Origin of the sequence: Paraburkholderia sp. J63 (assembly GCF_905220245.1) — a bacterium.
GTDB lineage: Bacteria > Pseudomonadota > Gammaproteobacteria > Burkholderiales > Burkholderiaceae > Paraburkholderia.
Window position 1 is genome coordinate 69,480 of the sequence record NZ_CAJMZF010000030.1, and the last position, 25,294, is coordinate 94,773.

35 protein-coding genes and 1 pseudogene are annotated in these 25,294 nt (G+C 63.1%); 17 read left to right on the forward strand and 19 right to left on the reverse strand.

The features are described from left to right. Nucleotides 1-48 precede the first annotated feature (48 nt). From U5775_RS26785 to U5775_RS26800, 4 genes are read left to right on the forward strand one after another with little or no spacing between them, the layout of a single operon-like run. A complete protein-coding gene (locus U5775_RS26785) occupies nt 49-387 on the forward strand; it encodes a (2Fe-2S)-binding protein (RefSeq protein WP_322061126.1) in 339 nt (112 codons plus the stop codon). Then, nucleotides 384-1,853 carry an FAD/NAD(P)-binding oxidoreductase gene (locus U5775_RS26790; protein WP_322061127.1) on the forward strand — a complete coding sequence of 490 codons (1,470 nt, stop codon included), beginning with the start codon at nt 384-386 and terminating at the stop codon, nt 1,851-1,853. Before U5775_RS26785 ends, U5775_RS26790 begins: the two co-directional genes overlap by 4 nt. Next, a complete protein-coding gene (locus U5775_RS26795) occupies nt 1,846-2,982 on the forward strand; it encodes an FAD-binding oxidoreductase (RefSeq protein WP_322061128.1) in 1,137 nt (378 codons plus the stop codon). The genes U5775_RS26790 and U5775_RS26795 overlap by 8 nt, the downstream gene beginning before the upstream one ends. Before the next feature lie 13 nt (nt 2,983-2,995). Next, nucleotides 2,996-4,042, forward strand: a complete 1,047-nt coding sequence (locus U5775_RS26800) for an ABC transporter substrate-binding protein (protein WP_322061129.1) — start codon at nt 2,996-2,998, stop codon at nt 4,040-4,042. Nucleotides 4,043-4,087: 45 nt separating this feature from the next. On the opposite strand, the gene U5775_RS26805 is transcribed toward U5775_RS26800, so the two are convergent. The 4 genes from U5775_RS26805 to U5775_RS26820 form a co-directional block, all read right to left on the reverse strand. Beyond that, nucleotides 4,088-5,188: a TAXI family TRAP transporter solute-binding subunit gene (locus U5775_RS26805; protein WP_322061130.1), complete on the reverse strand. Its 1,101-nt coding sequence runs from the start codon at nt 5,186-5,188 to the stop codon at nt 4,088-4,090. A 60-nt stretch (nt 5,189-5,248) separates the two neighbouring features. Next, complete coding sequence (locus tag U5775_RS26810; protein WP_322061131.1) at nt 5,249-6,193, reverse strand: hypothetical protein; 945 nt, start codon at nt 6,191-6,193, stop codon at nt 5,249-5,251. 324 nt (nt 6,194-6,517) lie between these two features. After that, nucleotides 6,518-7,459, reverse strand: a complete 942-nt coding sequence (locus U5775_RS26815; protein ID WP_415913660.1) for a PDR/VanB family oxidoreductase — start codon at nt 7,457-7,459, stop codon at nt 6,518-6,520. A gap of 82 nt (nt 7,460-7,541) precedes the next feature. Next, nucleotides 7,542-7,829, reverse strand: a complete 288-nt coding sequence (locus U5775_RS26820) for a hypothetical protein (RefSeq protein WP_322061133.1) — start codon at nt 7,827-7,829, stop codon at nt 7,542-7,544. A 72-nt stretch (nt 7,830-7,901) separates the two neighbouring features. Here U5775_RS26820 and U5775_RS26825 point away from each other — a divergent pair, with 72 nt between their 5' ends. From U5775_RS26825 to U5775_RS26835, 3 genes are read left to right on the forward strand one after another with little or no spacing between them, the layout of a single operon-like run. Beyond that, a complete protein-coding gene (locus U5775_RS26825) occupies nt 7,902-8,114 on the forward strand; it encodes a hypothetical protein (protein WP_322061134.1) in 213 nt (70 codons plus the stop codon). Beyond that, nucleotides 8,111-8,470, forward strand: a complete 360-nt coding sequence (locus U5775_RS26830; protein ID WP_322061135.1) for a hypothetical protein — start codon at nt 8,111-8,113, stop codon at nt 8,468-8,470. The genes U5775_RS26825 and U5775_RS26830 overlap by 4 nt, the downstream gene beginning before the upstream one ends. Next, entirely contained in the window at nt 8,467-9,048 is a 582-nt protein-coding gene (locus U5775_RS26835) for a Rha family transcriptional regulator (RefSeq protein ID WP_322061136.1), read from the forward strand. Before U5775_RS26830 ends, U5775_RS26835 begins: the two co-directional genes overlap by 4 nt. A 440-nt stretch (nt 9,049-9,488) precedes the next feature. Here U5775_RS26835 and U5775_RS26840 read toward each other — a convergent pair whose 3' ends face one another. The 12 genes and pseudogenes from U5775_RS26840 to U5775_RS26890 all read right to left on the reverse strand — a co-directional run bounded on the left by U5775_RS26840 (nt 9,489) and on the right by U5775_RS26890 (nt 17,537). After that, the gene (locus U5775_RS26840) at nt 9,489-9,935 is read right to left on the reverse strand and encodes a hypothetical protein (protein ID WP_322061137.1); all 447 of its coding nucleotides are present in this window, start codon (nt 9,933-9,935) and stop codon (nt 9,489-9,491) included. After that, complete coding sequence (locus U5775_RS39540; protein ID WP_415913661.1) at nt 9,919-10,062, reverse strand: hypothetical protein; 144 nt, start codon at nt 10,060-10,062, stop codon at nt 9,919-9,921. The genes U5775_RS26840 and U5775_RS39540 overlap by 17 nt, the downstream gene beginning before the upstream one ends. 5 nt (nt 10,063-10,067) lie before the next feature. Further along, a complete protein-coding gene (locus U5775_RS26845) occupies nt 10,068-10,388 on the reverse strand; it encodes a hypothetical protein (RefSeq protein WP_322061138.1) in 321 nt (106 codons plus the stop codon). A 652-nt stretch (nt 10,389-11,040) separates the two neighbouring features. Next, the gene (locus U5775_RS26850; protein ID WP_322061139.1) at nt 11,041-11,610 is read right to left on the reverse strand and encodes a hypothetical protein; all 570 of its coding nucleotides are present in this window, start codon (nt 11,608-11,610) and stop codon (nt 11,041-11,043) included. After that, entirely contained in the window at nt 11,611-12,120 is a 510-nt protein-coding gene (locus tag U5775_RS26855) for a PAAR domain-containing protein (protein ID WP_322061140.1), read from the reverse strand. It lies immediately after the preceding gene. A 98-nt stretch (nt 12,121-12,218) separates the two neighbouring features. Continuing rightward, on the reverse strand, nt 12,219-12,491 hold the full coding sequence (locus U5775_RS26860) for a hypothetical protein (protein WP_322061141.1): 273 nt from the start codon (nt 12,489-12,491) through the stop codon (nt 12,219-12,221). Between the two features lie 118 nt (nt 12,492-12,609). Further along, a complete protein-coding gene (locus U5775_RS26865; protein ID WP_322061142.1) occupies nt 12,610-12,891 on the reverse strand; it encodes a PAAR domain-containing protein in 282 nt (93 codons plus the stop codon). 265 nt (nt 12,892-13,156) lie between these two features. Continuing rightward, nucleotides 13,157-13,777, reverse strand: a complete 621-nt coding sequence (locus U5775_RS26870; protein ID WP_322061158.1) for a porin — start codon at nt 13,775-13,777, stop codon at nt 13,157-13,159. A 66-nt stretch (nt 13,778-13,843) separates the two neighbouring features. After that, nucleotides 13,844-14,489: pseudogene (locus U5775_RS26875) on the reverse strand (isochorismatase family protein). Then, on the reverse strand, nt 14,486-15,601 hold the full coding sequence (locus U5775_RS26880; RefSeq protein ID WP_322061143.1) for a hypothetical protein: 1,116 nt from the start codon (nt 15,599-15,601) through the stop codon (nt 14,486-14,488). The pseudogene U5775_RS26875 and the gene U5775_RS26880 overlap by 4 nt, the downstream one beginning before the upstream one ends. After that, the gene (locus U5775_RS26885) at nt 15,598-16,422 is read right to left on the reverse strand and encodes an alpha/beta fold hydrolase (protein ID WP_322061144.1); all 825 of its coding nucleotides are present in this window, start codon (nt 16,420-16,422) and stop codon (nt 15,598-15,600) included. The genes U5775_RS26880 and U5775_RS26885 overlap by 4 nt, the downstream gene beginning before the upstream one ends. Nucleotides 16,423-16,448: 26 nt before the next feature. Beyond that, nucleotides 16,449-17,537, reverse strand: coding sequence for an aromatic ring-hydroxylating dioxygenase subunit alpha (locus U5775_RS26890; protein WP_322061145.1), 1,089 nt, complete (start codon nt 17,535-17,537; stop codon nt 16,449-16,451). Between the two features lie 113 nt (nt 17,538-17,650). Here U5775_RS26890 and U5775_RS26895 point away from each other — a divergent pair, with 113 nt between their 5' ends. Further along, nucleotides 17,651-18,058 (forward strand): hypothetical protein, encoded by a 408-nt coding sequence (locus U5775_RS26895; RefSeq protein ID WP_322061159.1) that lies wholly within the window; start codon nt 17,651-17,653, stop codon nt 18,056-18,058. Between the two features lie 125 nt (nt 18,059-18,183). Here U5775_RS26895 and U5775_RS26900 read toward each other — a convergent pair whose 3' ends face one another. Continuing rightward, nucleotides 18,184-18,624, reverse strand: a complete 441-nt coding sequence (locus tag U5775_RS26900) for a hypothetical protein (protein WP_415913657.1) — start codon at nt 18,622-18,624, stop codon at nt 18,184-18,186. 221 nt (nt 18,625-18,845) lie between these two features. Here U5775_RS26900 and U5775_RS39545 point away from each other — a divergent pair, with 221 nt between their 5' ends. Further along, a complete protein-coding gene (locus tag U5775_RS39545) occupies nt 18,846-19,061 on the forward strand; it encodes a glycine zipper 2TM domain-containing protein (protein ID WP_415913658.1) in 216 nt (71 codons plus the stop codon). Between the two features lie 105 nt (nt 19,062-19,166). Here the strand turns inward: U5775_RS39545 and U5775_RS26905 are convergent, their stop codons facing one another. After that, nucleotides 19,167-19,313: a hypothetical protein gene (locus U5775_RS26905; protein WP_322061146.1), complete on the reverse strand. Its 147-nt coding sequence runs from the start codon at nt 19,311-19,313 to the stop codon at nt 19,167-19,169. Between the two features lie 68 nt (nt 19,314-19,381). On the opposite strand from U5775_RS26905, the gene U5775_RS26910 reads away from it, so the two are divergent. From U5775_RS26910 to U5775_RS26930, 5 genes are all read left to right on the forward strand, one after another. Beyond that, nucleotides 19,382-20,353, forward strand: coding sequence for a Dyp-type peroxidase (locus U5775_RS26910; protein WP_322061147.1), 972 nt, complete (start codon nt 19,382-19,384; stop codon nt 20,351-20,353). 290 nt (nt 20,354-20,643) lie between these two features. Beyond that, nucleotides 20,644-21,507, forward strand: coding sequence for a GTPase Era (gene era, locus U5775_RS26915; protein WP_322061161.1), 864 nt, complete (start codon nt 20,644-20,646; stop codon nt 21,505-21,507). Nucleotides 21,508-21,512: 5 nt separating this feature from the next. After that, nucleotides 21,513-21,761 carry a hypothetical protein gene (locus tag U5775_RS26920; protein ID WP_322061148.1) on the forward strand — a complete coding sequence of 83 codons (249 nt, stop codon included), beginning with the start codon at nt 21,513-21,515 and terminating at the stop codon, nt 21,759-21,761. Nucleotides 21,762-21,846: 85 nt separating this feature from the next. Continuing rightward, on the forward strand, nt 21,847-22,083 hold the full coding sequence (locus tag U5775_RS26925) for a hypothetical protein (protein ID WP_322061149.1): 237 nt from the start codon (nt 21,847-21,849) through the stop codon (nt 22,081-22,083). Between the two features lie 118 nt (nt 22,084-22,201). Further along, nucleotides 22,202-22,537 (forward strand): DUF6566 family protein, encoded by a 336-nt coding sequence (locus U5775_RS26930; protein ID WP_322061150.1) that lies wholly within the window; start codon nt 22,202-22,204, stop codon nt 22,535-22,537. 25 nt (nt 22,538-22,562) lie between these two features. Here U5775_RS26930 and U5775_RS26935 read toward each other — a convergent pair whose 3' ends face one another. Continuing rightward, nucleotides 22,563-22,811 carry a hypothetical protein gene (locus U5775_RS26935; RefSeq protein ID WP_322061151.1) on the reverse strand — a complete coding sequence of 83 codons (249 nt, stop codon included), beginning with the start codon at nt 22,809-22,811 and terminating at the stop codon, nt 22,563-22,565. A gap of 274 nt (nt 22,812-23,085) precedes the next feature. Here U5775_RS26935 and U5775_RS26940 point away from each other — a divergent pair, with 274 nt between their 5' ends. The 3 genes from U5775_RS26940 to U5775_RS26950 all read left to right on the forward strand — a co-directional run bounded on the left by U5775_RS26940 (nt 23,086) and on the right by U5775_RS26950 (nt 25,240). Further along, nucleotides 23,086-23,466, forward strand: coding sequence for a TraR/DksA family transcriptional regulator (locus tag U5775_RS26940; RefSeq protein ID WP_322061152.1), 381 nt, complete (start codon nt 23,086-23,088; stop codon nt 23,464-23,466). 28 nt (nt 23,467-23,494) lie between these two features. Beyond that, entirely contained in the window at nt 23,495-24,049 is a 555-nt protein-coding gene (locus U5775_RS26945) for a phosphoglycerate mutase family protein (protein ID WP_322061153.1), read from the forward strand. Nucleotides 24,050-24,313: 264 nt separating this feature from the next. Continuing rightward, nucleotides 24,314-25,240 (forward strand): LysR substrate-binding domain-containing protein, encoded by a 927-nt coding sequence (locus U5775_RS26950; protein ID WP_322061154.1) that lies wholly within the window; start codon nt 24,314-24,316, stop codon nt 25,238-25,240. Nucleotides 25,241-25,294: the final 54 nt, after the last annotated feature.

Consider the following 25,294-nt stretch of genomic DNA (forward strand, 5'->3'; position numbering starts at 1 on the left):
TTCTCCCGACATTTGCCCCGACAAGCGCGGCCAGTCCGCCGATCTCTCATGAGCACCGTCACGCCGTTTTCCCATGCCCAGTTCGTCCGCGTTGCCGAAACCGCACGCGAGCGCATTGCCTTCGTTCTCGATGGCGTCGAGGTCGAGGCGCTCGCGGGCGATACGCTTCTCACCGCGATCCTCACCCAGCAGCGGCACCTGCGCTGCAGCGAATTCAGCGGCGAGCCGCGCGCCGGCTTTTGCCTGATCGGCGCGTGCCAGGACTGCTGGGTTCAAAGCGAGGACGGCACGCGGCTGCGCGCCTGCTCGACGCCGCTGCGCGAGGGCATGCGCGTGCGGACGCAGTTCAATCGCAGTGCAGAATATACCGGGGGAGGGGCGCAATGAGCACGATGCCTCCTCGCATCGTCATCGTGGGCGCGGGGCCGGCCGGCATCCGCGCCGCGCAGACGCTCGTGGCCGCGGGGCTGCGCCCCACGGTGATCGACGAAAACGCGCGCTGGGGCGGCCAGATCTATCGCCAGCCCGCCGTGGGCGCGAGCTTCGCGCGCACCAAGGCCGCGCTCTACGGCTTCGAGGCGAAGAAGGCCGACGCGGTTCACGAAGCCATGGCGCACGTTCTCCCGCAGATCGACTACCGGCCCGATACGCTCGCGTGGTCGTGCGAGCCCGGACGGCTCGACGTCTTGCACGAGGGCCGCGAGGCGAGCGTGCCGTGGTCGAATCTGATCATCGCGAGCGGCGCGACCGATCGCGTCGTGCCGCTGCCCGGATGGACGCTGCCCGGCGTCTATACACTCGGCGGCGCGCAGGTCGCGCTGAAGGCGCAGGGCTGCGCAATCGGTCAGCGCACCGTGCTCGCGGGCACCGGGCCGCTGCTCTATCTCGTCGCTTATCAGTACGCCAAAGCAGGCGCGCAGGTGGCGGCGGTGCTGGACACGAGCCCGTTCGCGCGCCAGGCCGCCGCGACGCCGAAGCTGCTCAATCAGCCGGGAACCTTCGCCAAGGGGGTTTATTACGTCGCGTGGCTCAGGACGCACGGCGTGCGCATCGAGCGCGGCGTGTCGCTGACGGGCATCGAAGGCGCGCCGGCCGTGCAGGCCATACGCTGGCAATCGGCCGATGGCGCCAAGCAGACGCTCGCGTGCGATGCCGTGGGCCTGGGCTACGGCTTGCGGCCGGAAACGCAACTCGCCGATCTCGCGGGCTGTAGCTTCGCCTTCGACGCGCTCAACCGCTGCTGGCTGCCCGAACGCGACGCGGCGGGCCGCAGTTCGGTCAAGGGCGTCTATCTGGCGGGCGACGGCGCGAGCATTGCAGGCGCCGATGCCGCCGAACTCGCGGGCCGCCGCGCGGCGCTCGCGGTGCTCGAAGACCTCGGCGTCGCGCTGCCGGGGCGTGATGCGCGTTCGACTCATTCAGCCCAAACGGCTCATTGCGCGCCTGCGCCCGATGCCGCGACGATCGACAAACGCCTCAAGCGCATCGCGCGGTTTCGCGCAGGCATCGAGCAAGCGTTCGCGCCGCCGGCCCAGTGCGCCGCCCACTGGCCAGACGACCTGACCGTGTGCCGCTGCGAGGAAGTCAGCGCGGGCACGTTGCGCAGTTGCATCCGCAGCGGCCTTGCAACCGAAGTCAATCGCCTGAAGGCGCTCACCCGCATTGGCATGGGGCGTTGCCAAGGGCGCATGTGCGGCGAATCGGCGATGGCGCTGCTGAGCGCGGAAACCGGCAAGCCCTTGCACGAGGTGGGCCGTCTGCGCAGCCAGGCGCCCGTCAAGCCGATTCCGATTTCGCCGCTGCTGTTCGAGGACGGCGTGAGGATCGTCGAAGAGGAAGCCCACGATGAGTGACACGCGCCACTTTCAGGTTGTGATCGCGGGCGGCGGCCTCGTTGGCGCATCGACGGCGCTGGCGCTTGCGCGCAAGGGCGTGAGTGTCGGCCTGTTCGAGCGGCGCTTTTGCGGCGCTCAGGCGAGCGGCGTGAACTACGGCGGCGTGCGCACCCAGGGCCGGCCCGCGGAACAGTTGCCGCTGGCCGTGCGGGCCCGGCGCGTATGGAGCCGCTTGCCCGAGCTGATTGGCATCGACGGGGAACTGGTCGTCTCGGGGCACCTGCGGCTCGCGCGCCGTGACAGCGACATCGAGGCGCTGCATGCCTGGGCCGCGATGGCGCGCGAATACGGCGTTCAATCGCAGGTCATGAGCGGCGAGGCGTTTCGCCGTCGCTATCCCTGGCTCGGCAAGGCCGCGATCGGCGGGTCGCTGTGCGCGAGCGACGGCCACGCGAATCCGCGCCTCGTCTCGCCCGGCTTCGCAGCGGCGGCGCGCCGCGCGGGCGCGCACGTGCAGGAGCAGACCGCGCTTGCGGACCTGAGCTTCGACGGTCGCCGCTTTCAGATGCGCGCGGGCGACGAACGGATCAGCGCCGACTGGCTCATCAATTCAGCAGGCGCCTGGGCCAACACGATTGCGGGCGCATTTGGCGAAACCGTGCCCATGCACCCGATCTATCCGAACATGTGGGTGACCGAGCCGCTGCCGCGTTTCATCGAGCACAGCCTGGGCGTGTATGGCGGCGGCGTCTACGCGCGCCAGGTCGAGCGCGGCAACTGCGTGATCGGCGGCGGCCGCGGACACGGCGACGGCGAATTCGCGCAGCCCTCGACCGACACCACGCGCGCGGTCATGCGCGACGCTTGCGCGCTGCTGCCCGGGCTGCGCAACGCGCTCCTCATTCGCACGTGGAGCGGCGTGGAAGGCGAAACGCCGGACAGCAATCCGATCATCGGCGCGAGCCATACCACGCCACGCCTCTTGCACGCGTTCGGTTTTTCCGGCGGCGGTTTTTTGCTTGCGCCCGGTGTCGGCGAAGTGCTCGCGGAACTCGTCACCGAAGGCGCGACGAGCACGCCCATCGAAGCGTTCGCCATCGGCCGCTTTACCCAGTCCTGCGTTCATGCCGCTCTCCCCATCAAATAAAGGAGTCCCTACGATGAAACTCACACGCACTATTGCCTCGCTGGCCGCGCTCGTCGCCTTCGGCCTGTCTGCCTCCGCCTGGTCGGAAACGAAGACGCTGTATGTCGGCATGAATGGCGGCCCGATGGAAAAGGCCTATACGAGCGCCGTCCTGCCCGACTTCGAAAAGGCCAACGACGTCAAGGTCGTGGTCGTGCCGGGGACGTCCTCCGACGTGCTCGCCAAACTGCTCGCCAACCGCAACAGCCCGCAGATTCACGTGGCCTTTCTCGACGACGGCGTGATGGCGCGCGCGGTAAGCATGGGCGTGTGCGAGAAGCTCGACGACTCGCCGGTGCTCAAGGAACTCTATCCGTTTGCGCGCATGAAGGACGACGTGGGGGCGGGCGTGCAGCTCGGCATGACCGGCATTGGCTACAACACGAAGCTGTTCGCCGAGAAAGGCTGGGCGCCGCCCACCTCGTGGCTCGATTTCGCGAATCCGAAATACAAGGGCAAGGTGGTGTTCCAGTCGGCGTCGAGCAGCACCTTCGGTCTGCACGGCTTTCTCGCCATCAACCGGTTGATGGGCGGCAGCGAGAACAACGTGGAGCCGGGCTTCACGAAATGGGCGAGCACGGTGGGCCCGAACGTCGTCGAATATATTCCGAATTCGGCCAAGCTCTCCGAGATGATCCAGACCGGCGAGGCAGGCCTCTTTCCGCTCACGCCCACGGCCGTCGGCGACCTGAAGGACAAGGGCCTGCCCGTGGCCTATGCGAACCCGAAGGAGGGTGCCGTGCTGCTGCTCGTCGACCTGTGCGTCGTGAAGAACAATCCCGACCCGCAGCTTGCGCAAAAACTCGCGCAGTTCCTGCTTTCGGCCCCCGCGCAGAGCAAGGCTGCAGCCGCCGGCAAGCAGATTCCCACCAACCGGAATGCCACCATGCCGCCCGACATGCAGAAAAGTCTCGGCAACCTCGATCAGCTTGTAAAGAAGGTGACGGTGGTGGACTGGGATGTGATCAACGCGCATCGCGCGCAGTGGGATTCGCGCTGGAACCGGCAGGTCGAGCAATGAATGCACCACGCTTGCTCACGCGTATCGCGACCCAGGCGCGTGGCATTACTTCCCACACAGCAATAGCAGACGCTCCTGATCCGAGCATGGCCGGCCGGTGACCTTCTGCTGGGCGGCGGCGGGGTTTTCCGGCATCGCCGCCTGCGTGGCGGCGCGATGCGCGATACAAGCCTTCAGGCGCTGCTCGACGGGCCGATAGTATTGCCACCCTTTGCCGAGGCCCGGTAGTTCGAGCTTCACCTGCTTCCATTTCGGGTGACCTTGCTTCTGCAGATTGCTGAAGTTCTCGCAGAGCGAATCGGCAAATCGCTTCAGGTTGCCAACGGTGTCGCGCAGATTGTAGTCATAGGTCACGAGAAAGGCCTTGACGGTCCATGTCGGCACATCCTCTTTCAGCCAGTTCGGATAGCTCGATGTGTGGATGGTCGCGGGAAAGTAGGTTTGCCTCGCACGCGCCGTTTCCGGGGCGTTCGGATCGACGTGCAGGAAGCGGATTTGCTGAAGCAAGTCGGGATTCATATCGGTAAAAAGCTTCGCGGGTTGCCCGGCGACGATGATCGCAACGTCGATCTTTTTCACGATCAGCGCGGCCAGCGCGTCTTCGTTGCTGAGGTTCTGGACGTTCTGCGCGGGAATCTGCTGGCCGAACATGAGGCGGTATAGCGTGGTTGCCGATTGCGCGGTTCCGCTGCCGATCAGCCCCACGCTGATCACCTTATCCTTGATCTCGTTGATCGCCTTCATCGGCGAGTCGTTACGGACGACGAAATAAATTTCCTCGTCATAAAGCGGCATGATGAGCCGCAAGGGACGAATCGTCTCGCCGGCCTCTTCGTTGCCCGAGTTGGCCATATCGACGTAGGCCTGATAGACGTCCGACTGGACGAGCGCGAGTTTTACGCCGCTTTCGAAGCGCATACGCTGCACGTTTTCCGCCGACCCTTTCGAGGGCAGCACTTCGAGGTCGATGCCGGCGGGTTGCGCAACCCATTTGGACAGGTCCTGGCCGATCTGGATGTACGTGCCGCGCTCCGGGCCGGTCACGATCTTGTAGTGCGCTTGCGCGTCTGCCCCAGCACCGGCGGCGAACGTAGCGAAAAACAGGGCAAACAGGCCCGCCAACGCCACCAGGGTCGTTTTCATCATGGTCTTCTCCCGCGTGAAATCCGCTAGCGAGCAGACATCCACCAGGTTATGGAGTCCTGCTCAATGTGCTGCATTTCCCGATGAGGGTTGTTTCCAGCCGTTTTGCACGATCGCCCGCTCCTCGGCTTCGACGCCGTTGTTGCTGCTGGCCGCACTGGCGGTGCGGGCGGGAGCAGGTGGAGTCGCCGCGGACGGCGCGGCGTTCGCATTCCCCGCATCGCGGTTCGACGCATTCGGCGAACTGAGCGGCGTCCATGCCGTGGCGACAATGGCGCGCTCCATCAACGTTCGCGCGTGCTGGTTGCCCGGGTCGATCGCGAGCGCTTCCGATGCCTTTTGCTGGACGCAGCCCCAGACATGGTCGACCGCACATTGATCTGCGATTCGCAATGCACTGTCGAGCTGCGGGTCGCGCGCCGCGTTTGCGTCGGGCGAGGTGTTCTCCGCGGGGCCTGGCTGAGGGCTTGCCTGAGCGGCATCGTGAGAAATCGCACCGCCCGAAGTGTGTGCGCTCTGCTCGTCGGCTGCGCTATCCGGCGGGCGGAATTCGCCGACCAGCAGATGCACCGCGAACGCGAAGGCGAGCACGAGCACCGCGAGCAACAAGCCTCTCGTGAAAATCCATCGCGGTGTGAGCCACGATGATGCACCGTAGCCGGGCGGCTCGGCCTGGTACTGGGGCTTGACCGCCGGATGACCAGGTGCAGATGCAGGCATGCTGGCGGGCGACAGTTTCGCGGCCGCAGGCGAGGGCGTGTCCGGCGCCATGGGGTCGCGGGCTCCCGGCGGGGGGGCCGTACGCGTGCCCAGCACAACCTTGTCGAGCGGATGATCCATACCGCAGTAAGGGCAGACGTTGACGTTATCGTGGAGCACACCGCCACAGCGTTTGCACACCGTGGGAGAACTTTGGTCACGCGTAATCTGAGTGGACATGTTGATGCCCCACCGGTAATGGCGATGCCATTTCGGCATGTTCAGAATCGTCGTCGAAGCGATCGGCAACGCCTCGCGGGACCCACGATCTGCATGCGCAGGAGAGCGGCGGCGCTGGACCGTGCGCGGCTACTGGTGACGAAAATATGGGTGATTTCCCACAGCGAGTCAACCACCGTTGTGGGCTAGCGCACATATGCGTTCTGGGATAGTCGTCTGGAATGGCGGATTGAGGAAGATTTTATTTTCGTATGCATGTGCTTTACACATGTTTGGGGTCGCTGATAAATGGCGGTCTTCAACCGTTCCGGACAAAATGTATACGTCAGATTATTTAGAGGTTGTGGGGATGCTGCTTTTGCTATTGCGGACTACAAATTGATCGCGATGGCGTCACCGATCCACGAGCAGGAACGGCGATAGCGCGCGCGAGCAGCAAGGCGTGAAGAGCGTGTTGCTGTCGCGCTCGGCATCGGTCAGGTAGACGTCGCGATGATCGGGCGTGCCATCCAGCACGCGCGTCGGGCACTTGCCGCAGACCCCCTGCTCGCACGAAGTCTCCAGCTCGACGCCATGCTCCTTGAGCGCCTGCGCGGCGGTCTGGTCGGCGCGGACTTCGACGACCGCGCCGCTGCGCGCGAGGCGAATGCGGAACGGCGCGTTCGCCGCAGCGCTTTCCGACTGGCCGAAGAATTCCCGGTGCAGGTTGTGCGATAGCCATGCGCGCGCAGTCGCTGCGCCGAGGACCCGTTCGATGAAACCGTGCGGCCCGCACACGTAGAGATGCGTGCTGGGCGTGGCGGGCGGCAAATCGCGCAGCGGATCGAAACGCGTGTCGGGCAGCGCGTCGGCGTGAATGTGTACGTGCGGTGCGAGATCACTGCCGGAGAGGCGCTCCGGAAAGGCGATCCGGTCGCTCGAACGCACGCAGTAGTGCAGATCGAACGGGACGCCCGTGCGCAGCAGGTGCTCGGCCATGCTGAGGAGCGGCGTGATGCCGATGCCGCCCGCCACGAGCACCGCGCGGTCCTGGCTGTCCGCGAGACCGAAGTGGTTTCGCGGACAGCCGATTTCGAGCGTCGCGCCCTGGCCGAGTGCGTGCATCGCGCGCGACCCGCCGCGCGACGTCGGTTCGAGCAGCACGCCGAGCCGGTAGACCTGTCGCTCGTCGGGGCTGTTGCAGAGCGAATACTGGCGGACGAGCCCGTCCGGCAGATGCACGTCGATGTGCGCGCCAGCGGTGAAGGGCGGGAGCGCGCTACCGTCCGGCTTGGCGAGTGTCAGCGCGGCGATGCCGGTCGCCGTGATGCGGGTGTCGAGAATGATGACTTTCATGGGCTTGATGACGTTGATGACGCGAACCGCGCGCCGCACCGATCGGAGGACCGGCATGAGGCACGCGGGACGGGGTGCAGGATCAGGCGAATTCGGCGATGACGCGGCAGGGCAGGCCCGTCAGGTCCGTCCTCGACACGGGCGCCGTGTAGACCGTGAACGGCGCGGGCATGCGCCCGAGCAACTGCTTCACGTTATTGAGGTTCTCGACGATGAACACGCCCTGGTCGGCGCAGAGCTGGTCGACGTCCGCGTGCTTGCGGGGATTCTGCACGCCGGCCGCGTCTACGCCGATCAGCTTCACCTTCCTGTCGAGCAGATAGTCGACCGTCCGGTCCGAGCGCTCCGCACTGCGCGCCGTAATCACCATCGAGCCGTTGCAGGCGCAACAGCTTGCGCTCGCACTCGATCTTTCCTTTGACCCGTTCGAACTGATCGAAGCATGAACACGAACCATCATCTGACACGTCATGCACTCGCGCTGCGCCTTCATCTCGCACACGACAATGAGCGCCTGCGTGACGCGCTGCATCTGATCGCCGACATGGCCGAGACGAGTGCAGATCCGAAATCACTGCCCACGATTGGCCGCATCGCGCGCGTCGCGCTCGTAGAGGCTCAACCCGTCAATCCGGCCGAGGAGTCAACACCATGACGCAAGCGCTCATACGCCATGAGCTCGTTCTCGAAACGCTCACATGCTGCAACTGCGGCATCGTGTTCGCGCTGCCCTCGACGCTGAAGGCACGACTCAAGCGCGATGGTGGTTCGTTCTATTGCCCGTGCGGTCACGGCCAGCACTTCACCGAGAACGAGGTTGGCCGATTGCGCGGCCTGCTCGAACAGGCCAACCGCAAGAACACGCAACTCGCAGACGAATGCGCGAAGCACATCGCCAAACAAAAACGACTCGAGGAGCGCGTGCACGCTGGCGTTTTCCCATGTTGCCATCGTACGTTCCAGAATCTTGCGCGCCACATGGCGGGAAAGCACAAGGGAGCGAAATCATGATCGACCTGCCTGCACTGCCCGATCCCCTGCTGACGGTACGCGACGCGCGGCCAATGGCCGATTCGCGCATTGTCGCGAAGATGTTTGGCAAGCGGCACGACAACGTTATCCGCGACGTTCGTGCGTTGATATCGACGGACAAGACATGTCGCCTCAATTTTGAGGAGACATACGGCGAAGTCCGCGGGCCGAACGGCGGCGCACGCAAGCGTCTGTTCTACCTCATGACCGAGGAAGGCTTCATGCTGCTCGTCATGGGCTTTACAGGCGCAGCGGCGCTTGCGATGAAACTCCGGTTCATCCACGCGTTTCAGGAAATGCGCGCCGTGCTCGACGCGCAGCGCGCGACGTTTGCGGAACAGATGCGCGATTGGGAACTGCGCGAGCGCGAGTCGAAACAGCGCGGCACGGTCGGCGCAAAGGCGTGCATACAGACGGGGCGCCGCTTCGTCGGCATCGAGTTGGACCCCGTGCACTTTGCAAATGCTTGTGAGCGCATCAGCGAAGCCGCACGGCAAGGCATGCTATTCGGACACCCCGACGAATCGGGCGAACAGGCACCGTTAGGGCTAGAATGAAAATGCCCCGCCGAAGCGGGGCGTCTACTCTCTAGTTGATTCGCTTTTGTTCTGTTGTAACGTGTAGGCCCATGTCATCGACACCCTTGCTACAGTCGCCCGCGTCTCGATGGCCCATGATGACTTTCAGCTTTTCGGGCTCCTGCGTTTTGTAGCGGGACGTGCGCCCCCTGTCGTCAGTCTCACCAATAGCGGATATTCCTGACGGGTAACAAATTGTGTAGTAGACGTGCGCGCACGGACCATTCGCACATGTCAGTGTGAATTGCATCGAATACCGGGGTGCCTGTTGCTGTTGTGTAGGCTCTGTCGCAAAGCTTCGCGTAAAAAACATCGCAAATAATACGGCTATCAAGAATGTGGAGTGCACTGATTTCATATTTTTCACAATTGTTAAAAACCCGCCGAAGCGGTGCAAACCTGCTTTATACAGCACCCATCTACTTTCCTAAGGCTTTCTTGAGTTCTGCGCATTTCGGCTTATCGGACGTTTCCATATCATCGGGGCACGCGAGCCAACTATAAAATTCAAACTCTTGCGACGCTATCTTTGACCTGCACGCGGCAATTTGAAAATCCGTATCTGGCGAGTATTCATCTCCCCAATCATTGAACGCCTTACCAAAAGCGTTGCAATCGGATTTCAACTTCATTTGCCAGATTGAAAAATTCTCGTCAAGCGCAGCGAGTTTTTCTCCCTTCGCGAGCGGTCGGATAGATTGATAAAGATTTCTCGCCTTTAGCAAATCCCGATCGGTATCGGCCCGCATGCATGCCAGAAAATCATCTCGTGTCTTCGCCCCGTTCTCACATGAGGCATCCGCGAACGCCGATGCGGTAAGGAATGCTGAAACGATCAAACAACCTACCTTAATGGCTCGCGTCATAAGTACCGTCCCTAAAAAGATTTGCCTCTGCGTGTCGCCGCTTTACCAGACCACGGGGGTGCGCCCCCGCAGCGCCAGTATATTCTAAGAATTTTTCAGAAACTCGATCATAGTGCCCGCTATTCACCAGATTCAAATGTGTTCCGCCTCCTTCAAGTCATCCCGAAGCAGGACATAAGCTTGAGGAATTGAAATCCCGCCGCGCCAAGGCGCTTCACTTGCTGAACCGTTAATAGGCCCTGGGTGTACCAGGTGGCCGAATCCAATCGTTGTATTCCCACCACCTCCACCACCGTCATTGTCGTAGAGATGTGGACGAAAGGCCTCCCACTGTGCCGTGAAGTGAACCAAATTTTCTGTAATAGTCCACGGTTTGCAAAGCCGCCCAGATTGCAGATTGACGCATGAATTCGGGTCTGTATTCGTTACTGCGCTTCCGAGTGCATCAGGCATTATGCCTCCTTCCTGTGACCGATATAAATCTTGATAGATTGCGCGCCGTCCGTTGTACGGTGCGGCCCTGGGCATCCGTTATGCTTACTCCCTGTGCCCGAGATAAATTACGATCTTTTGTGCGCCCTCCGTTACGTGCCTCGCGGTGCGGCCTGTACTGTCCGTAGTGCAGTGAATGAGTCCGTCGTTCGGCATGCGTACTGTGTAATACGTATCCGCGAGCGCGTTGCCCCTGGCGTCCCTGAGCGTAAATTGCTCGTCATAGCTTGTTGCTCCGCCTGTTGTAGCGTAGGGCGTCCATGACGTGCTAAAGGAGGCGCCGCCAATGTCGATGTATTCACAACAACGCGCGTAATGCGCGACGACGCGCGGATGCTGCGGGCATTTGCAAAGCACGATATCACCGCTCACTGCTTCAAACGCGTGCATACGTTCGTCCCATCCTCTCAAGCTTTCGCGAATGCCAGCCCCGGACAGAATCGGGCCAAACGACTGGCAGACAGAACACCCAGGCCTCGTGCCCCAGGTGCGTCTGTCTTCTCTCCCGTCCGTCCGGACCTTCGATGGTCGAATGATCCGCACCGCCGATAACGCGACTGTTCCCGCCATTATCGAGTGGATCGTCTTCAACGATTGCGTAATAGACCGTCAATTACGTCTCCTTGTGCCCAAGATAAAGATAAAGCGTTCGCGCGTCATTGGTTCTGTATCGCGCAGTTTTGCCCGCTGAATCGGTAATGCCGTGGAGTAATTCGCCGGACGGCATACGCACCGTGTACCAGGTATTCACAAGCGATTTACCGGCCGCATCGGATAGCGTGAATTGTTGGTCGTATGTGAAATTTTGCGCAGGCACTTGGGCAACCGATGCGGCATTTTCTTCGCCTTGATCGTGAATCATCCATTTGCGCCCGTACACAGCGATGATTCGGGGAGGGTCGGCGCAGTTGCATAGAACAATGTCACCGCCTACCGCCTGAAGCCGTCCACCATTAACCAAGTCCACCATGCGCTTCCGGTTACTCACGCCGGCGCCGTAGGTAATGGCCCCCATAGTCTTGCATTTCGGGCAATATCCCTCATCCCCAATAAAGATCATGGGACGGGGGCGCCCGGATTTATCGGCGATAGTTCCTACGCGTTTCTTTGTGGAGTAAACAGAGCTTCCTTCGCCGCTCGTAAGTGGATCGCCCTGTACTACAGCATAGTAAATACCGGCCATCTACGCCTCCCTGTGCCCGAGATAAACTCTCACGCGCTGCGCGCCTTCGGTGGCGTGTCGCTCGGTGCGGCCCATCTGATCGGTTACACCGCGGACAAGTGAACCGGACGGCAAACGAAGCGTATAGTACGTATCTCGCAAGATACGGCCGATAGCGTCGTGAAGGGTGAATTGCTCGTCGTACGGGACGATGCCTGAATGGAATCGCGTCGCGCTACTTTCGGTGGTGCTTGGTGCCGTTGTCTCAATGTCGAGAAAGCAACCAACATCAGGGCCAGCAATTACGCGATTATTGCCGCACGGGCATAAAACACTATCGCCTTGGATAGCGACAACCCGACCGCCTTCGCTCATGCCTACGATGTTCCACAGTCCCTTGCAGTCACCGCAGGTCGCCTGGTTGCCGTGACGCGCTATGACCTTGCTGTTGTCGTGAATTGTCCCGTCAAATGCAACGACCTTGCCGCCCGTCGTTGTCGGATCGCCGTGCCTTATTACTGGAACTCGCATTGGTTCTCCCTGTGTCCGAGATAAACGGCGTTGCGCTGACGCGCCGCCGTTCAGTGTGGCGCGAACTAGTGCGGTTCGACGCTTCACGATTGCCCCCCCTACTGGCGCGTCAGCACAACGCCGTGCTCATCAATGGGAACGAAAATGGTTGACGTGCGCACGTCGCGATGCGGGCTATCGGTTATCAGGTCGCCGTTATCCAGCATCGAGCCGACAGCCCCGAATGCCATGTCAGGAACCCCAGGCATGCCGATTCCGGTAACGATTCGCGCGCGCGTGCCGTCGGCATACTCGATGAAATCGCCAAGACGGGCCGCCGCCATGCCGTGAGCGTCCGACAGGGTGTATGTGCCGGTTGCCTGTTTCAGCACGCCGCCGCGTAGTGTAGTAGCCCCTTGCACCGCAAACCGGGCGGGAAGCTCGTGAGGCGGCGGCACCCAGTCAGCATCGAAAAGCCCCCTCAATCTCCTTGCCTTCGCCCACGAAGATTCAGCGCTTCGTCCAGATGGTGGAAACGATGCGATCGCTGTTGCTCAGACTGCTGCCGACAAGCGCAACGGGTTTGCCGCCGAAAACCATCGCGATACCCGCTCCGTCCATAATCACGGCCTGGCTGCCGTCTTCGTATGTCACAACATCGCCAACGCATGCAACTCGAAGATTGCCAATGCGGAAGTCAGAGCCGCTGGTCACGCACCCGCCGCGCTCCGTGCGCGCGCCGATCGTTGCAAGCGCGTACTTTTTGCCTTTCCGTTCCTGCTGATCCGACATTTCCATACCTCCAGTGAGTCAATGAAAACGACCGGCCCGGCACAGCGACCGGTTATACGCGGGCGTTGATTTCGCCCGTTCAGGCGATGCTGCTGCCGTTCTCGATGGCGTGATATCGGACTCGTCCGAATCGGGGGTATGAACGAATCACCGCGCATCGTGGCGCGCACACGATTTGACATTCGGCAATATCTGCCGTAGCGATAAATCGATAAGCATGACTAAATCTCCTGATGGGACTGCAGGTAAGAAAAAGGTACAACCGCTAGAACCAGTGCTGGATGCCGACGCTCACGCTGGCCTGGCAGCGGCTCGCCGACTGTCCGGCGCCGGGCATCGACGCCACCGCGCCGTTGCCTGAGGCGAACTGATAGAGGAATGTCGAGTACAGGCTCGTGCGTTTTGAGAGCGAGTAGACGTCGGTGATGATCGGCGTGATCCACCGGCCGCCTTCGAAACGCGAGAGGCTGACACCGCCGTTGATCGAGTTGAAAGGCGTTATCTGCCAGTTGGCGCCGACGTCGTAGTTGTTGACGTTCGCCGACGTCCCGCCGTAGTCGATGCGAGACTGCGTGAAGAGCGCGCGCAGCAGCACGTGGCCGAGCTGGTACGAGGCCCCCATGCCGAGGTTCTTCAGGTTGTCCGCGACGAACGGCGTACCGCTGTCGATCGGCGTGCCCATGAAGGTCGGCAGCCCGACGTAGCCGGCCAGCTCGAGCAGGCGGTTGTTCTCGCTTTCGTACGCGGCGCTGAGTGTGAACGGGCCGTTGCGGTACTGCGCGCCGAAGCCGTAATTGCGGCCGCGCGCGAAGTCGCCGGCCTGTCCGCCGAAGCCGAACATCGCGCCGAACCGCAGGCCGCCATAGTCGGCGCTTAGATACTTCAGCGCGTTGTCGTATTCGCCATTTTCATCGTCTCCTGTGGCTTTCGTTGTGCGGTTGCCGTGGGGGTGTCAGGGCGCGTCGAGGCGGCGTGCCGCTTCGAGTAGCGCGTCCCGCGTCATGATGTCCGCGCACTTCTGCCGGAGGTCGAACAGGTTGGCGCGATGCGGGGCCTCTGCCCGGTCGCCTACGCAGTCTTCGACGACCACCGGGCGAAAGCCGTGCGACATGGCGTCGACGGCGCTTGCGCGCACGCATCCGCTCGTCGTGCAGCCAGCAATCGCGAGCGTGCCTACGCCATGCGCCATGCGCCGTGAGCCACGCGGCGAGCGGCGTGCCGAAGAACGCAGACGGCGTGGTCTTGCGCACGACGAGCTCGCCTGGCACCGGCGCGAGCGCGTCGACGATCGCGCTGGCCGGCGCATGCTCGGTCAGCGCGAGAAGCCCCGGCACCTTGGCGGCGAACACGTTCGCGTCGGCGCCGTCGGGGGCGAACACGATCCGGCTGTGCGCGACGGGCCAGCGCAACGTCCGCGCCTGCGCGAGCAGATCGCGGCTGCGCTCGATGGCCGGTGCGATGTTGCCGCCGCCAAACTGCGCGGGATTTGCGAATCCGTTGACGAAGTCAATCATAAGGAGTCCAATGTTTCCGCGCAGGCCTAGCTCCGTGCCGAAACCTTTCCGCCGGTAGACGTCGTGGTCCGCGTCGTATGTCATGGCGCCGGCTCCTCGAGCGCCAGCAGGCGCATGGGCGCGAGGATCGCACCGAAGCCCGGGGAGACGGGGTCGAGACCGAGTGCGCTCAGCATCGCGAAGGCGGTGCAGCTCGCGGCCGACACCGTGGGAATGCCGGTGCGCCGTTCGATGGGGTCGAGCGCCGCGAGTGACGGCATCTGCACGCAGGCCGACGCGACGAGTACGTCGATGCCCGCCGTGCGCACGTTGCGGGACAGCTCGACGAGCGCGAGCGGATCGCGGGCGCCGACGGCGAGGTTGTCCTCGATTTCGAGCGATAGCGCGTCCACGACCTCGATGCCCTCGTCCTCGAGGTACGTCGCGATGTAATCAAGCAGCGCGTGTGCTTCGGCGCCGCCTGCGATGTCGACGATCATGCCGTCGCGAATCGTGATTTCGACGGGCTCGCTCACCGCGCGCATGAGCGGATAGAGCAGGTCGCCCGCCGCGAGCACGACGCGTCCGTTCACGCCGCGCGGCCGCGCCGTGGTCGCCAGAAAGCCGCCTGGCCAGTGGTCCCAGCGGCCCGGCTCATCCGCGTAGCCGTACTCGGTCAGGATGGGCTGGTCCGCGATGTCGTAGGTCACGTCCGTGCCTGCCGCGTTCGTGAAGCGCAGCGTGCGGGCGCGAGCGAGGCGTCGTTCGGCGGCTTCGACGCGGCGGCGCAGGTCCTGGGTGGGGAACAGGCGCGCGAGCGTCTCGAACGGCTCGACGACGAGCACGATCCGTGCGCCGGCCTGCTGGATCTCCAGTTGCTCCCGCGAGAAGAGCAGCAGCATCATGTCGATGACGAGATCGGACGCCTTGAGCGTCGCCATCGCCGCGCGGTCCGCGCCGAGCCCGCTGCGGCCGACGTTGCCGAGGCGCGCGGCCGGATCGGTCGCGCCGCCGGGCGGCCGGAAGTCGACGTGGCAAGGCTCGGCACCGAGCGCGCGCGCGGCGGCCCCATAGGCGTGCACGCGCGCGGCGAACTGGCCGCCTTCGGTCAGGATCGTCACTTTTTCGCCGGGGCGCACGCGGCAGAGTTCGAGGTGGGCGCGGAAAAGGCGCGTCATCGTGTCGATGCCGGCTGTTTCGTCGAAGGGAGGACTCATGAGCGGGTTTCCGTGGGTTGGCCGGCGTCGACGCTATCCACGCCGGCGAGAAAATCGAGGACGGCGCGGTTGAACGCTTCCGGCTGCTCGGCACAGGCGATGTGTCCCGTACCGGCGAGCTCGTGAAGGGCGCCCGCGCTCAGACGGCGCGCGAGTTCGGCGCCATGCGCGGGCGAGATCACGCGATCGTGCTCGCCGGTGAGAACGAGCGCGGGTAGCGCTATTTCGCCGAGCCGGTCCGTCACGTCGAAATCGTTCAGGATGACTGAAAGATAATGCCGATAAAAAGCCGGCGAATTCCGCGCGATCAGCTCGCGAAACCATTCGTGCAGGAACGGATCGGCCAGCGGCCCGAGCGCCTGGCGCGTGACCATTTCGCCGAGTTCGTCCATCGTCGAGGTACGCAATGCAGCAAGACGCGTGGCCACGATCTCCGGCGAAATCACGTTGCGGGCCGCCGTGTTGCAGAGCACGAGGCTGCGCAACAGGCCGGAGTGTGCAAGCGCGAGCGCAAGGCCAAAGAAGCCGCCCATCGACGTTCCGAGGTAATGCACGGGACCGCGAAGGCGCGAGCACAGCTCGGCGAGGTCGTCGACGATCGTGGACAGGCCGTCGCCGCCGTCACCGCGGCCCGGTAATCGCTGCGTGCGTCCGAAACCGGGCAGGTCAACGGCGACGACGCGATACCGGCTCGCGAACGGCCGCAACTGGTGCATCCACAAATCGGACGACGTGCCGAGGCCATGGACCAGCAGCAGGGGTGCACCTTCGCCCCATTGCCGGACGTTCAGCGAGCCGTTTCGAAAATTTTCCAGAGGCATGGCGAGTTTCCTTCCGATACGGCCAATCACTGGCCCGACACTGGGTCGCGACTTTCCGCGAGCGCCATCGCCTGGATCATGCGGCGCACGCGTAGCGCGCCGGCGTCGGCCTTCACGCTGAATTCGTACTCGAAGTCGGGGTCGCTTTCGTCGAATACCTGCTGGATCTTCTCCAGCGCGACCTTATCCTGCATGAACGTTTCGTGAATCTGGGCTTTTGCCTCATCGGTATAGACGAGGTCGTAGTTCGCCGACGACACGAAGAAGTAATTCGTCGAGCGGGTGTCGCGCGGCGTCATCGCGAACGGCGTGCTCCAGATCTTCGGTGGCGTGACCGGTTCGTCGGGCGACGTGTAGGTATTGCAGATCAGGCAGAGGCTCGGCACGAGCGTTTCAGTAACGAGCGTGCGGTTGATGCGCGTCCCGGCCGCGAATCCGGAGATCGCGGCGTAGGTCGGCTCGACCAGCAGATTGCGATAGGTATAGGTCAGGCGCACCGTGTTGTCGCCGACATCGAGGTGTGAGGTCGTGTCGACGATGTCCACGCCACCCGTCTCGAACGCGCCCTTATGCAGGTACGTGAGGTGAGTCAGATCGATCAGGTTTTCATGGCACAACTGGAAATTGCAGTCGATCTGCATCGAGAAGAGCGGCTCGGGCCGGAACGCGGGGTCGTCGAGGTGCAGGTAGCGGTGATCGGGGATCAGCGCCGGATCGGCGCGCCCGGCGTCGCCCATCCAGATCCAGATCCAGAGCGACTTTTCGACGAGGGGGTAGGACGTCGCGTGCCGCAACGCCCCGGAAATCGCGCATTGCCCGGGAATGGCGACGCACGCGCCCTGCGTGTCGAACCTCATGCCGTGATACGCGCACTGGATCTCGTCGTCGACCAGTTCGCCCATCGAGAGCGGGAGGCTGCGGTGCGGGCAGCGATCATACAGCGCGACGGGCGTGCCGTCCGTGGTGCGGTACAGCACGACGTCGGTGCCGAGGATCTTGCGGGCGAGCGGCGTGCGGCCGACTTCCGTCGACAGGGCAGCCACATACCACTGGTTGCACGGGTACGGCTGGCGCGACGGATTCAGCGGCCATGCTTTCTTGTTCGGAGTGCTCATGATTCGTTCTCGCTCAGGAGGTCGCGCGGCGGCGACGGGGCGGTGAAGTTTCTCCGCAATGCAGGGTTCGATGTCCGCGTGCGCCGACCGTACGCGAACTGGTCCGTGCGTTCATAAAGCCGCAGATCGAGATGCATCAGCACGGCGCGGAAGGGCGCAACTTCATCCGCATGCAGGCGCGCCTGCATCACGAGCCGCAGGAGATCGCATTTCAACTGCGCCGACGGATCTATGACGAGGTAACCCGGCAGTACATTGGGGCGTTCGAGAAAGCGCTGCCGGACATCGACGCTGTGGATGTCAACTGGCGCGTGACGTTCATGATCGGCACGTTCCTCTATATGCTCTCGGGCGTCGACCGTCTGGAGGACCTCTCGGGCGGCCGGTTCCACTCGGGCAACGATGAGGAGATGCTCGAGCGCATGGTGCAGTTCCTCTCGGCGGGGATGGAGGCGCCCGCGACGGTGCTGGGCGCCGAAATGCCGAAGCAAGGCGGCCGCGCGCGCTCGAGGCGAACGTGATTCCGGCGGAGCCGCTCCGGTGCACTGGGTGTCGGCGATTCACCGCACCGCGACGCCAGATGCGGCTATAGCGTCAAGATGTGCCGGTGCCGGCCGTGCAGCGTCCGCGCCGAACCTCCCCTGCGTTACAGCTTCGGGCACGACAGCACCTGCAATGGTTGCGTCATGACACCCGGCTTGCCGTCGCGCGCCGGTGTGCCCTGTGGTGGTGTCGAGATGAGGCGCACGCTACGGGGTCCCGCATTCGCGAGCGCATATTTTTCTTCGCTGCCTTGTGGCTGCCAATAGGCGCGAAACAGCGAACCATCGTGAAAGACGAGCAGCCGGCCGTGCGTCGTCTGGCCAGCGGAAATGAAATCGACGGCCTCGCCGTCACGCAGGTCAAAGCCGCCATCGGCACCGCCAGCAGCGTCGCCCTGTCCCACGAGCATGCCGCATGGCGCAGCGCCCGCAGTGGCGGAAGTGTCGGGAGCCGGATCGGCGGCACGTGCGGGCGCGACAACAAACAGGGACGCGGCCCCAAGCCAGGCACTACAACAGAGAAACGCCGTCCAAAACGCGCGCATAAGTTTTCTCGTCACGGCACAACCTCATAGGGCCCGTGTAATCGCCCGAACCCAAGCAATTCACGTTCCCCTTGCCGCGCGCGGAGTCGTTCTTTCACGCTTTGCTCTGTTCGTCACACGGGAGGCGACATCGGGTACGCCGCTTGCACTGCTAACGATACGGGCCAGCCCGACGACAATCGTCTCGTTCGGACCGTATGGTGGCTTAAGGGAGCGTCCAAATGATCAAGGTAAATTTCATTTCAAAAGGTGCTGCAATCGTTCTAATCGTGGCTGGAGTGGCCGCTTGCTCCGATGTATCTCACCGAGGCGTGGATACCGCGGTGGGAGCGGGTGTCGGCGCAGTGGGGGGCGCTGCACTCACAGGGGGGAGCGCACTGGGCACGGTTGGTGGTGCAGCCGTAGGCGGCGTAGTGGGCAATCAGATCGGCAAGTGATGGGTATGAGCGCGGTGTCCCGCGGCGACGATCTGGCCTTTACGGCGTTCGTGTCCGCGGCGCCGCCGACCCGGCATCGATGCGCCGATGGACGTGATGGGCATGCTACGCATGCGCGATGAACATCACGCCCATCGACATATCGGCATAACGAAGCGTCGAATGCGAGGCGGCGACCGAAGTTGAGCAAGCCACCGTATTCGCGATGGCATTCCCACGGCCGGCAAAAAACACGTTGTACTTGACCCGCATTTCAGGCGCATGGTTGAATTTCGCGAGCTTGCTCCTCAATAACGCTCATCTTGCGACAGGAGGCGTTCGTGAACCCGACATCTTCACCATGCCCGGCTGGCCAGCACGCCGCCGATACCGAACCGCAATACGTCGACGCGCCCTTGTCGGCGGTCGCTGCGTTCCTGGTCCTTGCGGTCAAGGACGATCACGCGTCGACCGCCACGGCCCGCTCCGTGATGGCAAGCACCGGCGATCTCATCAAGGATGTCCGGATTCGGGCCAACGGCAGCACCTTCACCTGCAACGTGGGCATTGCGCATCGTGCCTGGGGACCGCTGACCGGGCAACCTGCGCCGCGCGAACTGGCGCCATTCCAGGAGGTGCGCGGCGCCGCGCACACGGCCGTGGCCACGCCGGGGGACTTGCTGTACCACATCCGCGCCGCGTCGACGGACCTCGTCGTCGAGTTTGAAAAGATCCTGCTGGAGGCGTTCGGCGATTCCGTTACCGTGATCGACGAGGTGGCGGGGTTTCGCTATTTCAACGGCCGCGACCTGCTCGAATTTGTCGACGGCACCGCGAATCCCGATGGTCTCGACCTGCCCGCCGCAACGCTCGTCGGCGACGAGGACGTCGCTTATGCGGGCGGCAGCTATGTCGTGATCCAGAAGTACCTGCACGACTTGTCGGCGTGGCGCGCGCAGACCGTGGAGACCCAGGAGGCGATCATCGGCCGCACCAAGTTCGACAACGTCGAACTGCCCGACGCCGCCGAAGGGCAGAAGTCGCACAAGACGCTCTGCACGATCGAGGACGCCGAGGGCGAGCACGACATCCTGCGGGACAACATGCCGTTTGCGTCGCCCGGCCGTGGCGAGTACGGCACCTATTTCATCGGTTATTCGCGCCACCTCTGGGTGATCCAGAAAATGCTGGAACGGATGTTCATCGGCGATCCGCCGCCGCTTCATGACCGGATACTGGACTTCTCCAAGGCTGTCACAGGCGTCACGTTCTTCGTACCCGCCCGCAAGTTCCTCGACAAGCTTTCCGATTGACAGGTTGTCCACGGTTGCTCCGGCGCGCCCTCCGCGTTGACGGCCGGCGCGCCCGTCTTCGAGTCGCGGCCGTATTGTCACGCTAATATGCCTGTCAATATCGTTTGATTCGATATTAAATATCGCCTCGATTAAAAATATATCGGCATAGCAGGCGCCATCGGCGCAGATTGGCTTCGCTATAATCAATTGGCCCGGTATTCCCGTTTGGCTCCCTCGCTGTCGTCACTGAGGTATGGACCATGAACCAGCCTGTCGTTGACACGCCACCCCCCGGTTTCCGCTGCGGCATGATCGCCATCGTCGGCCGCCCCAATGTCGGTAAATCGACGCTCATGAACGCGCTCGTCGGCCAGAAAATCAGCATCACGTCGAAGAAGGCGCAGACCACGCGCCATCGCATTACCGGCATCAATACGACGAAAGACGCACAGTTCATCTTTGTCGACACGCCCGGTTTCCAGACCCGCCACGACGCTGCGCTGAACCGGTCGCTGAACCGCGCCGTCACCTCGACGCTGACCTCCGTCGACGTGATCCTGTTCGTGGTCGAGGCTGGCCGCTTCGGTCCCGACGACCAGAAGGTGCTGGACCTGATTCCGCCCGGCATGCCCACGCTGCTCATCGCGAACAAGATCGATCGCTTGAAGGACAAGGAGATACTGTTCCCGTTCATGGAGCAGGTGAGCAAACTGCGCGAGTTTGTGGAGTTCGTGCCACTTTCGGCCACCCATCCTAAGGACGCCGAACGGTTGCTGGAGACCATCAGGCCGTATTTGCCGGAAGGCAAGCCCATCTACGACGAAGATGACCTGACCGACCGGAGCTCGCGGTTCCTGGCCGCCGAGATTCTGCGCGAGAAAGTGTTCCGCTGGACCGGGGACGAACTGCCGTACACGAGCACGGTCCTCATCGACAAGTTCGAGGAGGAAGGGCGTCTCAAGCGCATCTTCGCGACGATTCTCGTCGAGCGCGATTCGCAAAAGGGCATTGTCATCGGCAAGGAGGGATCGAAGCTCAAACAGATCAATACCGACGCCCGCATGGATATGGAAAAGCTGTTCGACGGCCCCGTGTATCTGGAAACCTTTGTCAAGGTGAAAAGCGGCTGGGCCGACAATGAAGCAGGACTTCGCGCCTATGGATACGAATGACGCCGGTGAGCGCACGACCGCCCGGCGCGATCGCACTCGAAACCTTCAGGAGAACTCATGTCTACGTTGATCGCCATTACCTATCAGGACGTAACGGCTGCCGAAACGGCATTGCAGGAACTCCAGTCGCTTCAGGCGGAATATCCGACCTCGCGAAGCTGGGCGGCACGGTGCTCTACACGAATCTTTCCCTCGACGACGAGCTGAAGCTGGTGGAGGCGCTTTCGAAGGCCAGGGACGTCGCCAACGGATAGGGCTCGCTGGACGGACGGCGGGCGCTTTTACCGCCCGCCGCATTTCGTTTCGGCACGCATTGCACCGCCATGCAAAGGAGGCGTCATGGGCACGCAACAGCCGCAACAACCGCAGCAACCCGCGCAGCAGGAGTTCGATTTCTACATCAACCTCGCGAAGCCTACGCTGGGTCTGTACGTACGCAAGGGCATGGGCCTGCCGGATCTCGCCGACACGAAGGACTGGCAGTTCTCCGGCCACGTATGGCAAAGCGAACTCGACGCGGCCACGCTCAAGGGCCTCGAAGCAAACGGGCATGCGTTTCAGGAGCTGGGCGTCTGAACCCGCCGCCGTGCAAGGGCTGATATCGGGCCAGTATCGCCGCTTCGTCGCACGCAGCCGCACGTAGTCGCCCGCTCCGGGCTACGATCATGATTAGCAGGGAATGAGGGAGAACGTCATGGAGCCGAGCGAGCAGGCCCAGTGTTACGGGTTCGATATCACGGCGCGGTCGAGATGCAACCAGCGGGGCGGATGGATCGCGCATGTGGAGATCCATCACAAAGACCGCCTCTTTGCGACCTGCAGCCCGGACACGGTGCAGCCGGAGTGGCTGACGCCGGCCGAGGCCAATCGCGACGGCGTCGAGCGCGGCTGCCGGTTCATCAACCGCATGATGAACGATCCGCACGATCGCTCGTGGGTGGCGCTGCGCGAGCGCGCCGAGCAATGGTTCTTCCGGATCGAGGCAAGCGAGGAAGCCGAGGAGATCCTGCGCGAACTAGGCGCGCGATGACAGGCGACGGACCGCGCGCGCGGCGTCAGCTATCGTCGACGTTATCGGCGTAATGGTCGATCGCCACCTTGCATTCGTCCACGATGACCTGAAGCTGACCGGGGTCGTTCGACTCGACCCAGCACTCCATATGCATGAAGCGGTCGGTGCCCAGATCGGCGATCCGGGCGGCGTCGGTGGTGGTGACGGCGACGGTCGCCACGGCGCGACCGTTGGCAAGCGGCGCAAGCGTCGCGGCAATCTGGAAGCGGCGGTAAGTTTCGTTGGCTGGCACGGCGAGGGTCCTCGTGAGAGAAGGGCTTTACTAACGATAGACAATCGGCGCCCATAGGGTGCAAAGATTCTGCCGATATTAATCATCGGACGAGTCTGTCCGGGAACGGCTACACCCGCGATCGTGTTCTGGCCCGCCATAGCGGCGGCGATCCAGCCTCGCGTGGGAACGAGCGGTTTTCCTGGTACTATGGATGAACTGCTTTTTCGCGCATCGGGCGGTTGGCGAGCCCGGGCAATGCCGGTGTAACGGGAGAACCATCGGGAGAACCATCATGTCTGATCAGAGCGCTGGCCTGGGTGAAGCCTTCATTGCAAAGCAGCGCGTGCGTCTTGAAGCGTTGCAGCGCGAGCTGCTGGGCGGCGAGGAGGGCACGATAGCGAAAGAGCGCACGTTCGAGGAAGACCACGGCGAAGAGGCGCACGAGTTCGAGGACGAAGCGCAGCGGCTGGAGCAGGACGTCGCCAACCAGGCGCTGCGCAATACCGACGACCAGCGCATTGCCGACATTCAGCGCGCGCTGGAGAAGATTGCCGAAGGGACTTATGGCTACTCCGACGAAAGCGGCGACCCCATTCCCGTCGAGCGGCTGGAGGCGGTGCCGGAGGCGATCCTGACCGTACAGGAGCAGGCCGCACGCGAAGCGCGTCGTTGAAGCGCCGGGCCCCACCCCGGAGGAACCAGTGACACCTGAACGCATCATGATCATCCGGCACGCCGAGAAGCCGGCGGCGGGCCTCGGCGGCGGCGTCGATGAAAACGGCAAGGCCGACGAGGAAAGTCTCGCCGTGCGCGGCTGGCAGCGCGCCGGTGCGCTTGCGCGGTTTTTCTCTCCGGCCGAGGGCGCCCACGCGGCAAGGCTCAGGCCGGCCACGGTGTTTGCCCCCGGAACGGGACCGGCGAGCAAGAGCCGGCGAGCGATGCAGACGGTTACGCCGCTCGTGGCGCTGCTGCAGCAGACCTCGCATGTGGAGTTCGTGACCACGTACCTGAAGGACGACGGGGCGGCGTTGATGCGGGACGTGCTGGCCCGCTCCGGCATCGTGCTGATCGCCTGGGAGCACAAGGTGCTGCCGTCCCTCATCGGCTACATGCCGCACGCACCCAAGGTGCCCGCGAGCTGGCCCGAGGACCGCTTCGATCTGGTCTGGGTGCTGGACCGGACCGGTAGCGAGTGGAGCTTCACCCAGCTTCCGCAAATGCTGCTGGCGGGCGATAGCGCTGAACCGATCAAGTAAGCCGATAAGGAACGCGTCAAGCAGCGTTCTCCCCCGCCACGTTTTACGCAAGCCTGTCCCGAGCCGCGGCCGCATAAGAAAAAGCAATACAGCCGGAGCGTGCGGCGGCCGTGCTTCACACCCACCCGAACATCGAGCCCGGATAGCGCGATGCCGCGCTGAACGCATTCTGGAGCGCGCCGCAATTTGCTATGCTCGTGCCTTTGTGGCCGAATGAGCCGTCTGCGTGCCGGTGCGCGATTTTCTCCATGCGATGCGGGTGAAATGGAAAACCTCCGACTGAATTATTCGCTGCGTCAGCTCCGCTATTTCGTCACTACGGCCGAAGTGCTGTCGTTCACGTCGGCCGCGAAGCTGATGCATATCTCGCAGCCCTCGATTTCCACGGCGATTGCCGAACTGGAAGACTCGCTCGACGTGCAATTGTTCATCCGCCATCATGCGTCGGGGCTGTCGCTCACGCAGGCCGGACGCGAGATTCTCGGCAAGGCCCGCGACCTGCTGAAGAACGCCGAGGAATTGCAGGCCACGGCGCGCGGGATGGATAGCGGCATGACGGGCACCATCGCGCTCGGCTGCCTGGTGTCGCTGGCGCCACCGTTGCTGTCGGGGCTCATCAGCCGCTTTCTCGCGGAACATGCGGGCATTGGCTTCCGAACGACGGAAGCGCATCAGGAAGACCTGTTTACGGCGCTGCACGACGGCTCGCTCGATCTCGCGCTGACTTATGACATCGACCTCACGGCGGATATCGAATTCAGTCCGCTGCTACGTTTGCCGCCCTATGTGATCCTGCCGAAGAATCATCCGCTCGCGCAGCACCGCGCGGTGACCCTCGCGAATCTCGTGGGACAGCCCTACGTGATGCTCGATCTGCCGCATAGCCGCGAGTATTTTTCTTCGCTGTTCGATGCGATTGGCGAGCGGCCCGTGGCGGCGTTCAAGTCGGCGCAGCCCGAAGTCGTGCGCGGCATGGTCGCGAACGGCCTCGGCTACAGCATTCTGAACTTCCCCTTGAAGTCGACGCAGACCGTCGATGGCGAAGACTTCGTCGTCAAGCGCTTCAAGGACAATGTGGCGGCCACTACGCTGGGCATCGCGCAGTCGCGCAACATGAAGCCGCGCCAGGTGGTGCAGCGCTTCGCGTCATTCGCCGAAACGATGATCAAGAAGCAGCACGCCAAGGTGTAGGCGCGCCGGCGCGCTTGCCACGCTGAAGCGCTGCACGCCGCCGGCCGCTTGCTT

Excerpts from the sequence above, each read along its gene's own strand:
- U5775_RS26785 (WP_322061126.1), top strand. The coding sequence starts at position 49 with ATGAGCACCGTCACGCCGTTTTCCCATGCCCAGTTCGTCCGCGTTGCC.
- U5775_RS26790 (WP_322061127.1), top strand. The coding sequence starts at position 384 with ATGAGCACGATGCCTCCTCGCATCGTCATCGTGGGCGCGGGGCCGGCC.
- U5775_RS26795 (WP_322061128.1), top strand. The coding sequence starts at position 1,846 with ATGAGTGACACGCGCCACTTTCAGGTTGTGATCGCGGGCGGCGGCCTC.
- U5775_RS26800 (WP_322061129.1), top strand. The coding sequence starts at position 2,996 with ATGAAACTCACACGCACTATTGCCTCGCTGGCCGCGCTCGTCGCCTTC.
- U5775_RS26805 (WP_322061130.1), bottom strand. The coding sequence starts at position 5,188 with ATGATGAAAACGACCCTGGTGGCGTTGGCGGGCCTGTTTGCCCTGTTT.
- U5775_RS26815 (WP_415913660.1), bottom strand. The coding sequence starts at position 7,459 with ATGAAAGTCATCATTCTCGACACCCGCATCACGGCGACCGGCATCGCC.
- U5775_RS26820 (WP_322061133.1), bottom strand. The coding sequence starts at position 7,829 with ATGGTGATTACGGCGCGCAGTGCGGAGCGCTCGGACCGGACGGTCGAC.
- U5775_RS26825 (WP_322061134.1), top strand. The coding sequence starts at position 7,902 with ATGAACACGAACCATCATCTGACACGTCATGCACTCGCGCTGCGCCTT.
- U5775_RS26830 (WP_322061135.1), top strand. The coding sequence starts at position 8,111 with ATGACGCAAGCGCTCATACGCCATGAGCTCGTTCTCGAAACGCTCACA.
- U5775_RS26835 (WP_322061136.1), top strand. The coding sequence starts at position 8,467 with ATGATCGACCTGCCTGCACTGCCCGATCCCCTGCTGACGGTACGCGAC.
- U5775_RS26840 (WP_322061137.1), bottom strand. The coding sequence starts at position 9,935 with ATGACGCGAGCCATTAAGGTAGGTTGTTTGATCGTTTCAGCATTCCTT.
- U5775_RS26845 (WP_322061138.1), bottom strand. The coding sequence starts at position 10,388 with ATGCCTGATGCACTCGGAAGCGCAGTAACGAATACAGACCCGAATTCA.
- U5775_RS26850 (WP_322061139.1), bottom strand. The coding sequence starts at position 11,610 with ATGGCCGGTATTTACTATGCTGTAGTACAGGGCGATCCACTTACGAGC.
- U5775_RS26855 (WP_322061140.1), bottom strand. The coding sequence starts at position 12,120 with ATGCGAGTTCCAGTAATAAGGCACGGCGATCCGACAACGACGGGCGGC.
- U5775_RS26865 (WP_322061142.1), bottom strand. The coding sequence starts at position 12,891 with ATGTCGGATCAGCAGGAACGGAAAGGCAAAAAGTACGCGCTTGCAACG.
- U5775_RS26880 (WP_322061143.1), bottom strand. The coding sequence starts at position 15,601 with ATGAGTCCTCCCTTCGACGAAACAGCCGGCATCGACACGATGACGCGC.
- U5775_RS26885 (WP_322061144.1), bottom strand. The coding sequence starts at position 16,422 with ATGCCTCTGGAAAATTTTCGAAACGGCTCGCTGAACGTCCGGCAATGG.
- U5775_RS26890 (WP_322061145.1), bottom strand. The coding sequence starts at position 17,537 with ATGAGCACTCCGAACAAGAAAGCATGGCCGCTGAATCCGTCGCGCCAG.
- U5775_RS26900 (WP_415913657.1), bottom strand. The coding sequence starts at position 18,624 with ATGCGCGCGTTTTGGACGGCGTTTCTCTGTTGTAGTGCCTGGCTTGGG.
- U5775_RS39545 (WP_415913658.1), top strand. The coding sequence starts at position 18,846 with ATGATCAAGGTAAATTTCATTTCAAAAGGTGCTGCAATCGTTCTAATC.
- U5775_RS26905 (WP_322061146.1), bottom strand. The coding sequence starts at position 19,313 with ATGCGGGTCAAGTACAACGTGTTTTTTGCCGGCCGTGGGAATGCCATC.
- era (WP_322061161.1), top strand. The coding sequence starts at position 20,644 with ATGATCGCCATCGTCGGCCGCCCCAATGTCGGTAAATCGACGCTCATG.
- U5775_RS26925 (WP_322061149.1), top strand. The coding sequence starts at position 21,847 with ATGGGCACGCAACAGCCGCAACAACCGCAGCAACCCGCGCAGCAGGAG.
- U5775_RS26930 (WP_322061150.1), top strand. The coding sequence starts at position 22,202 with ATGGAGCCGAGCGAGCAGGCCCAGTGTTACGGGTTCGATATCACGGCG.
- U5775_RS26940 (WP_322061152.1), top strand. The coding sequence starts at position 23,086 with ATGTCTGATCAGAGCGCTGGCCTGGGTGAAGCCTTCATTGCAAAGCAG.
- U5775_RS26950 (WP_322061154.1), top strand. The coding sequence starts at position 24,314 with ATGGAAAACCTCCGACTGAATTATTCGCTGCGTCAGCTCCGCTATTTC.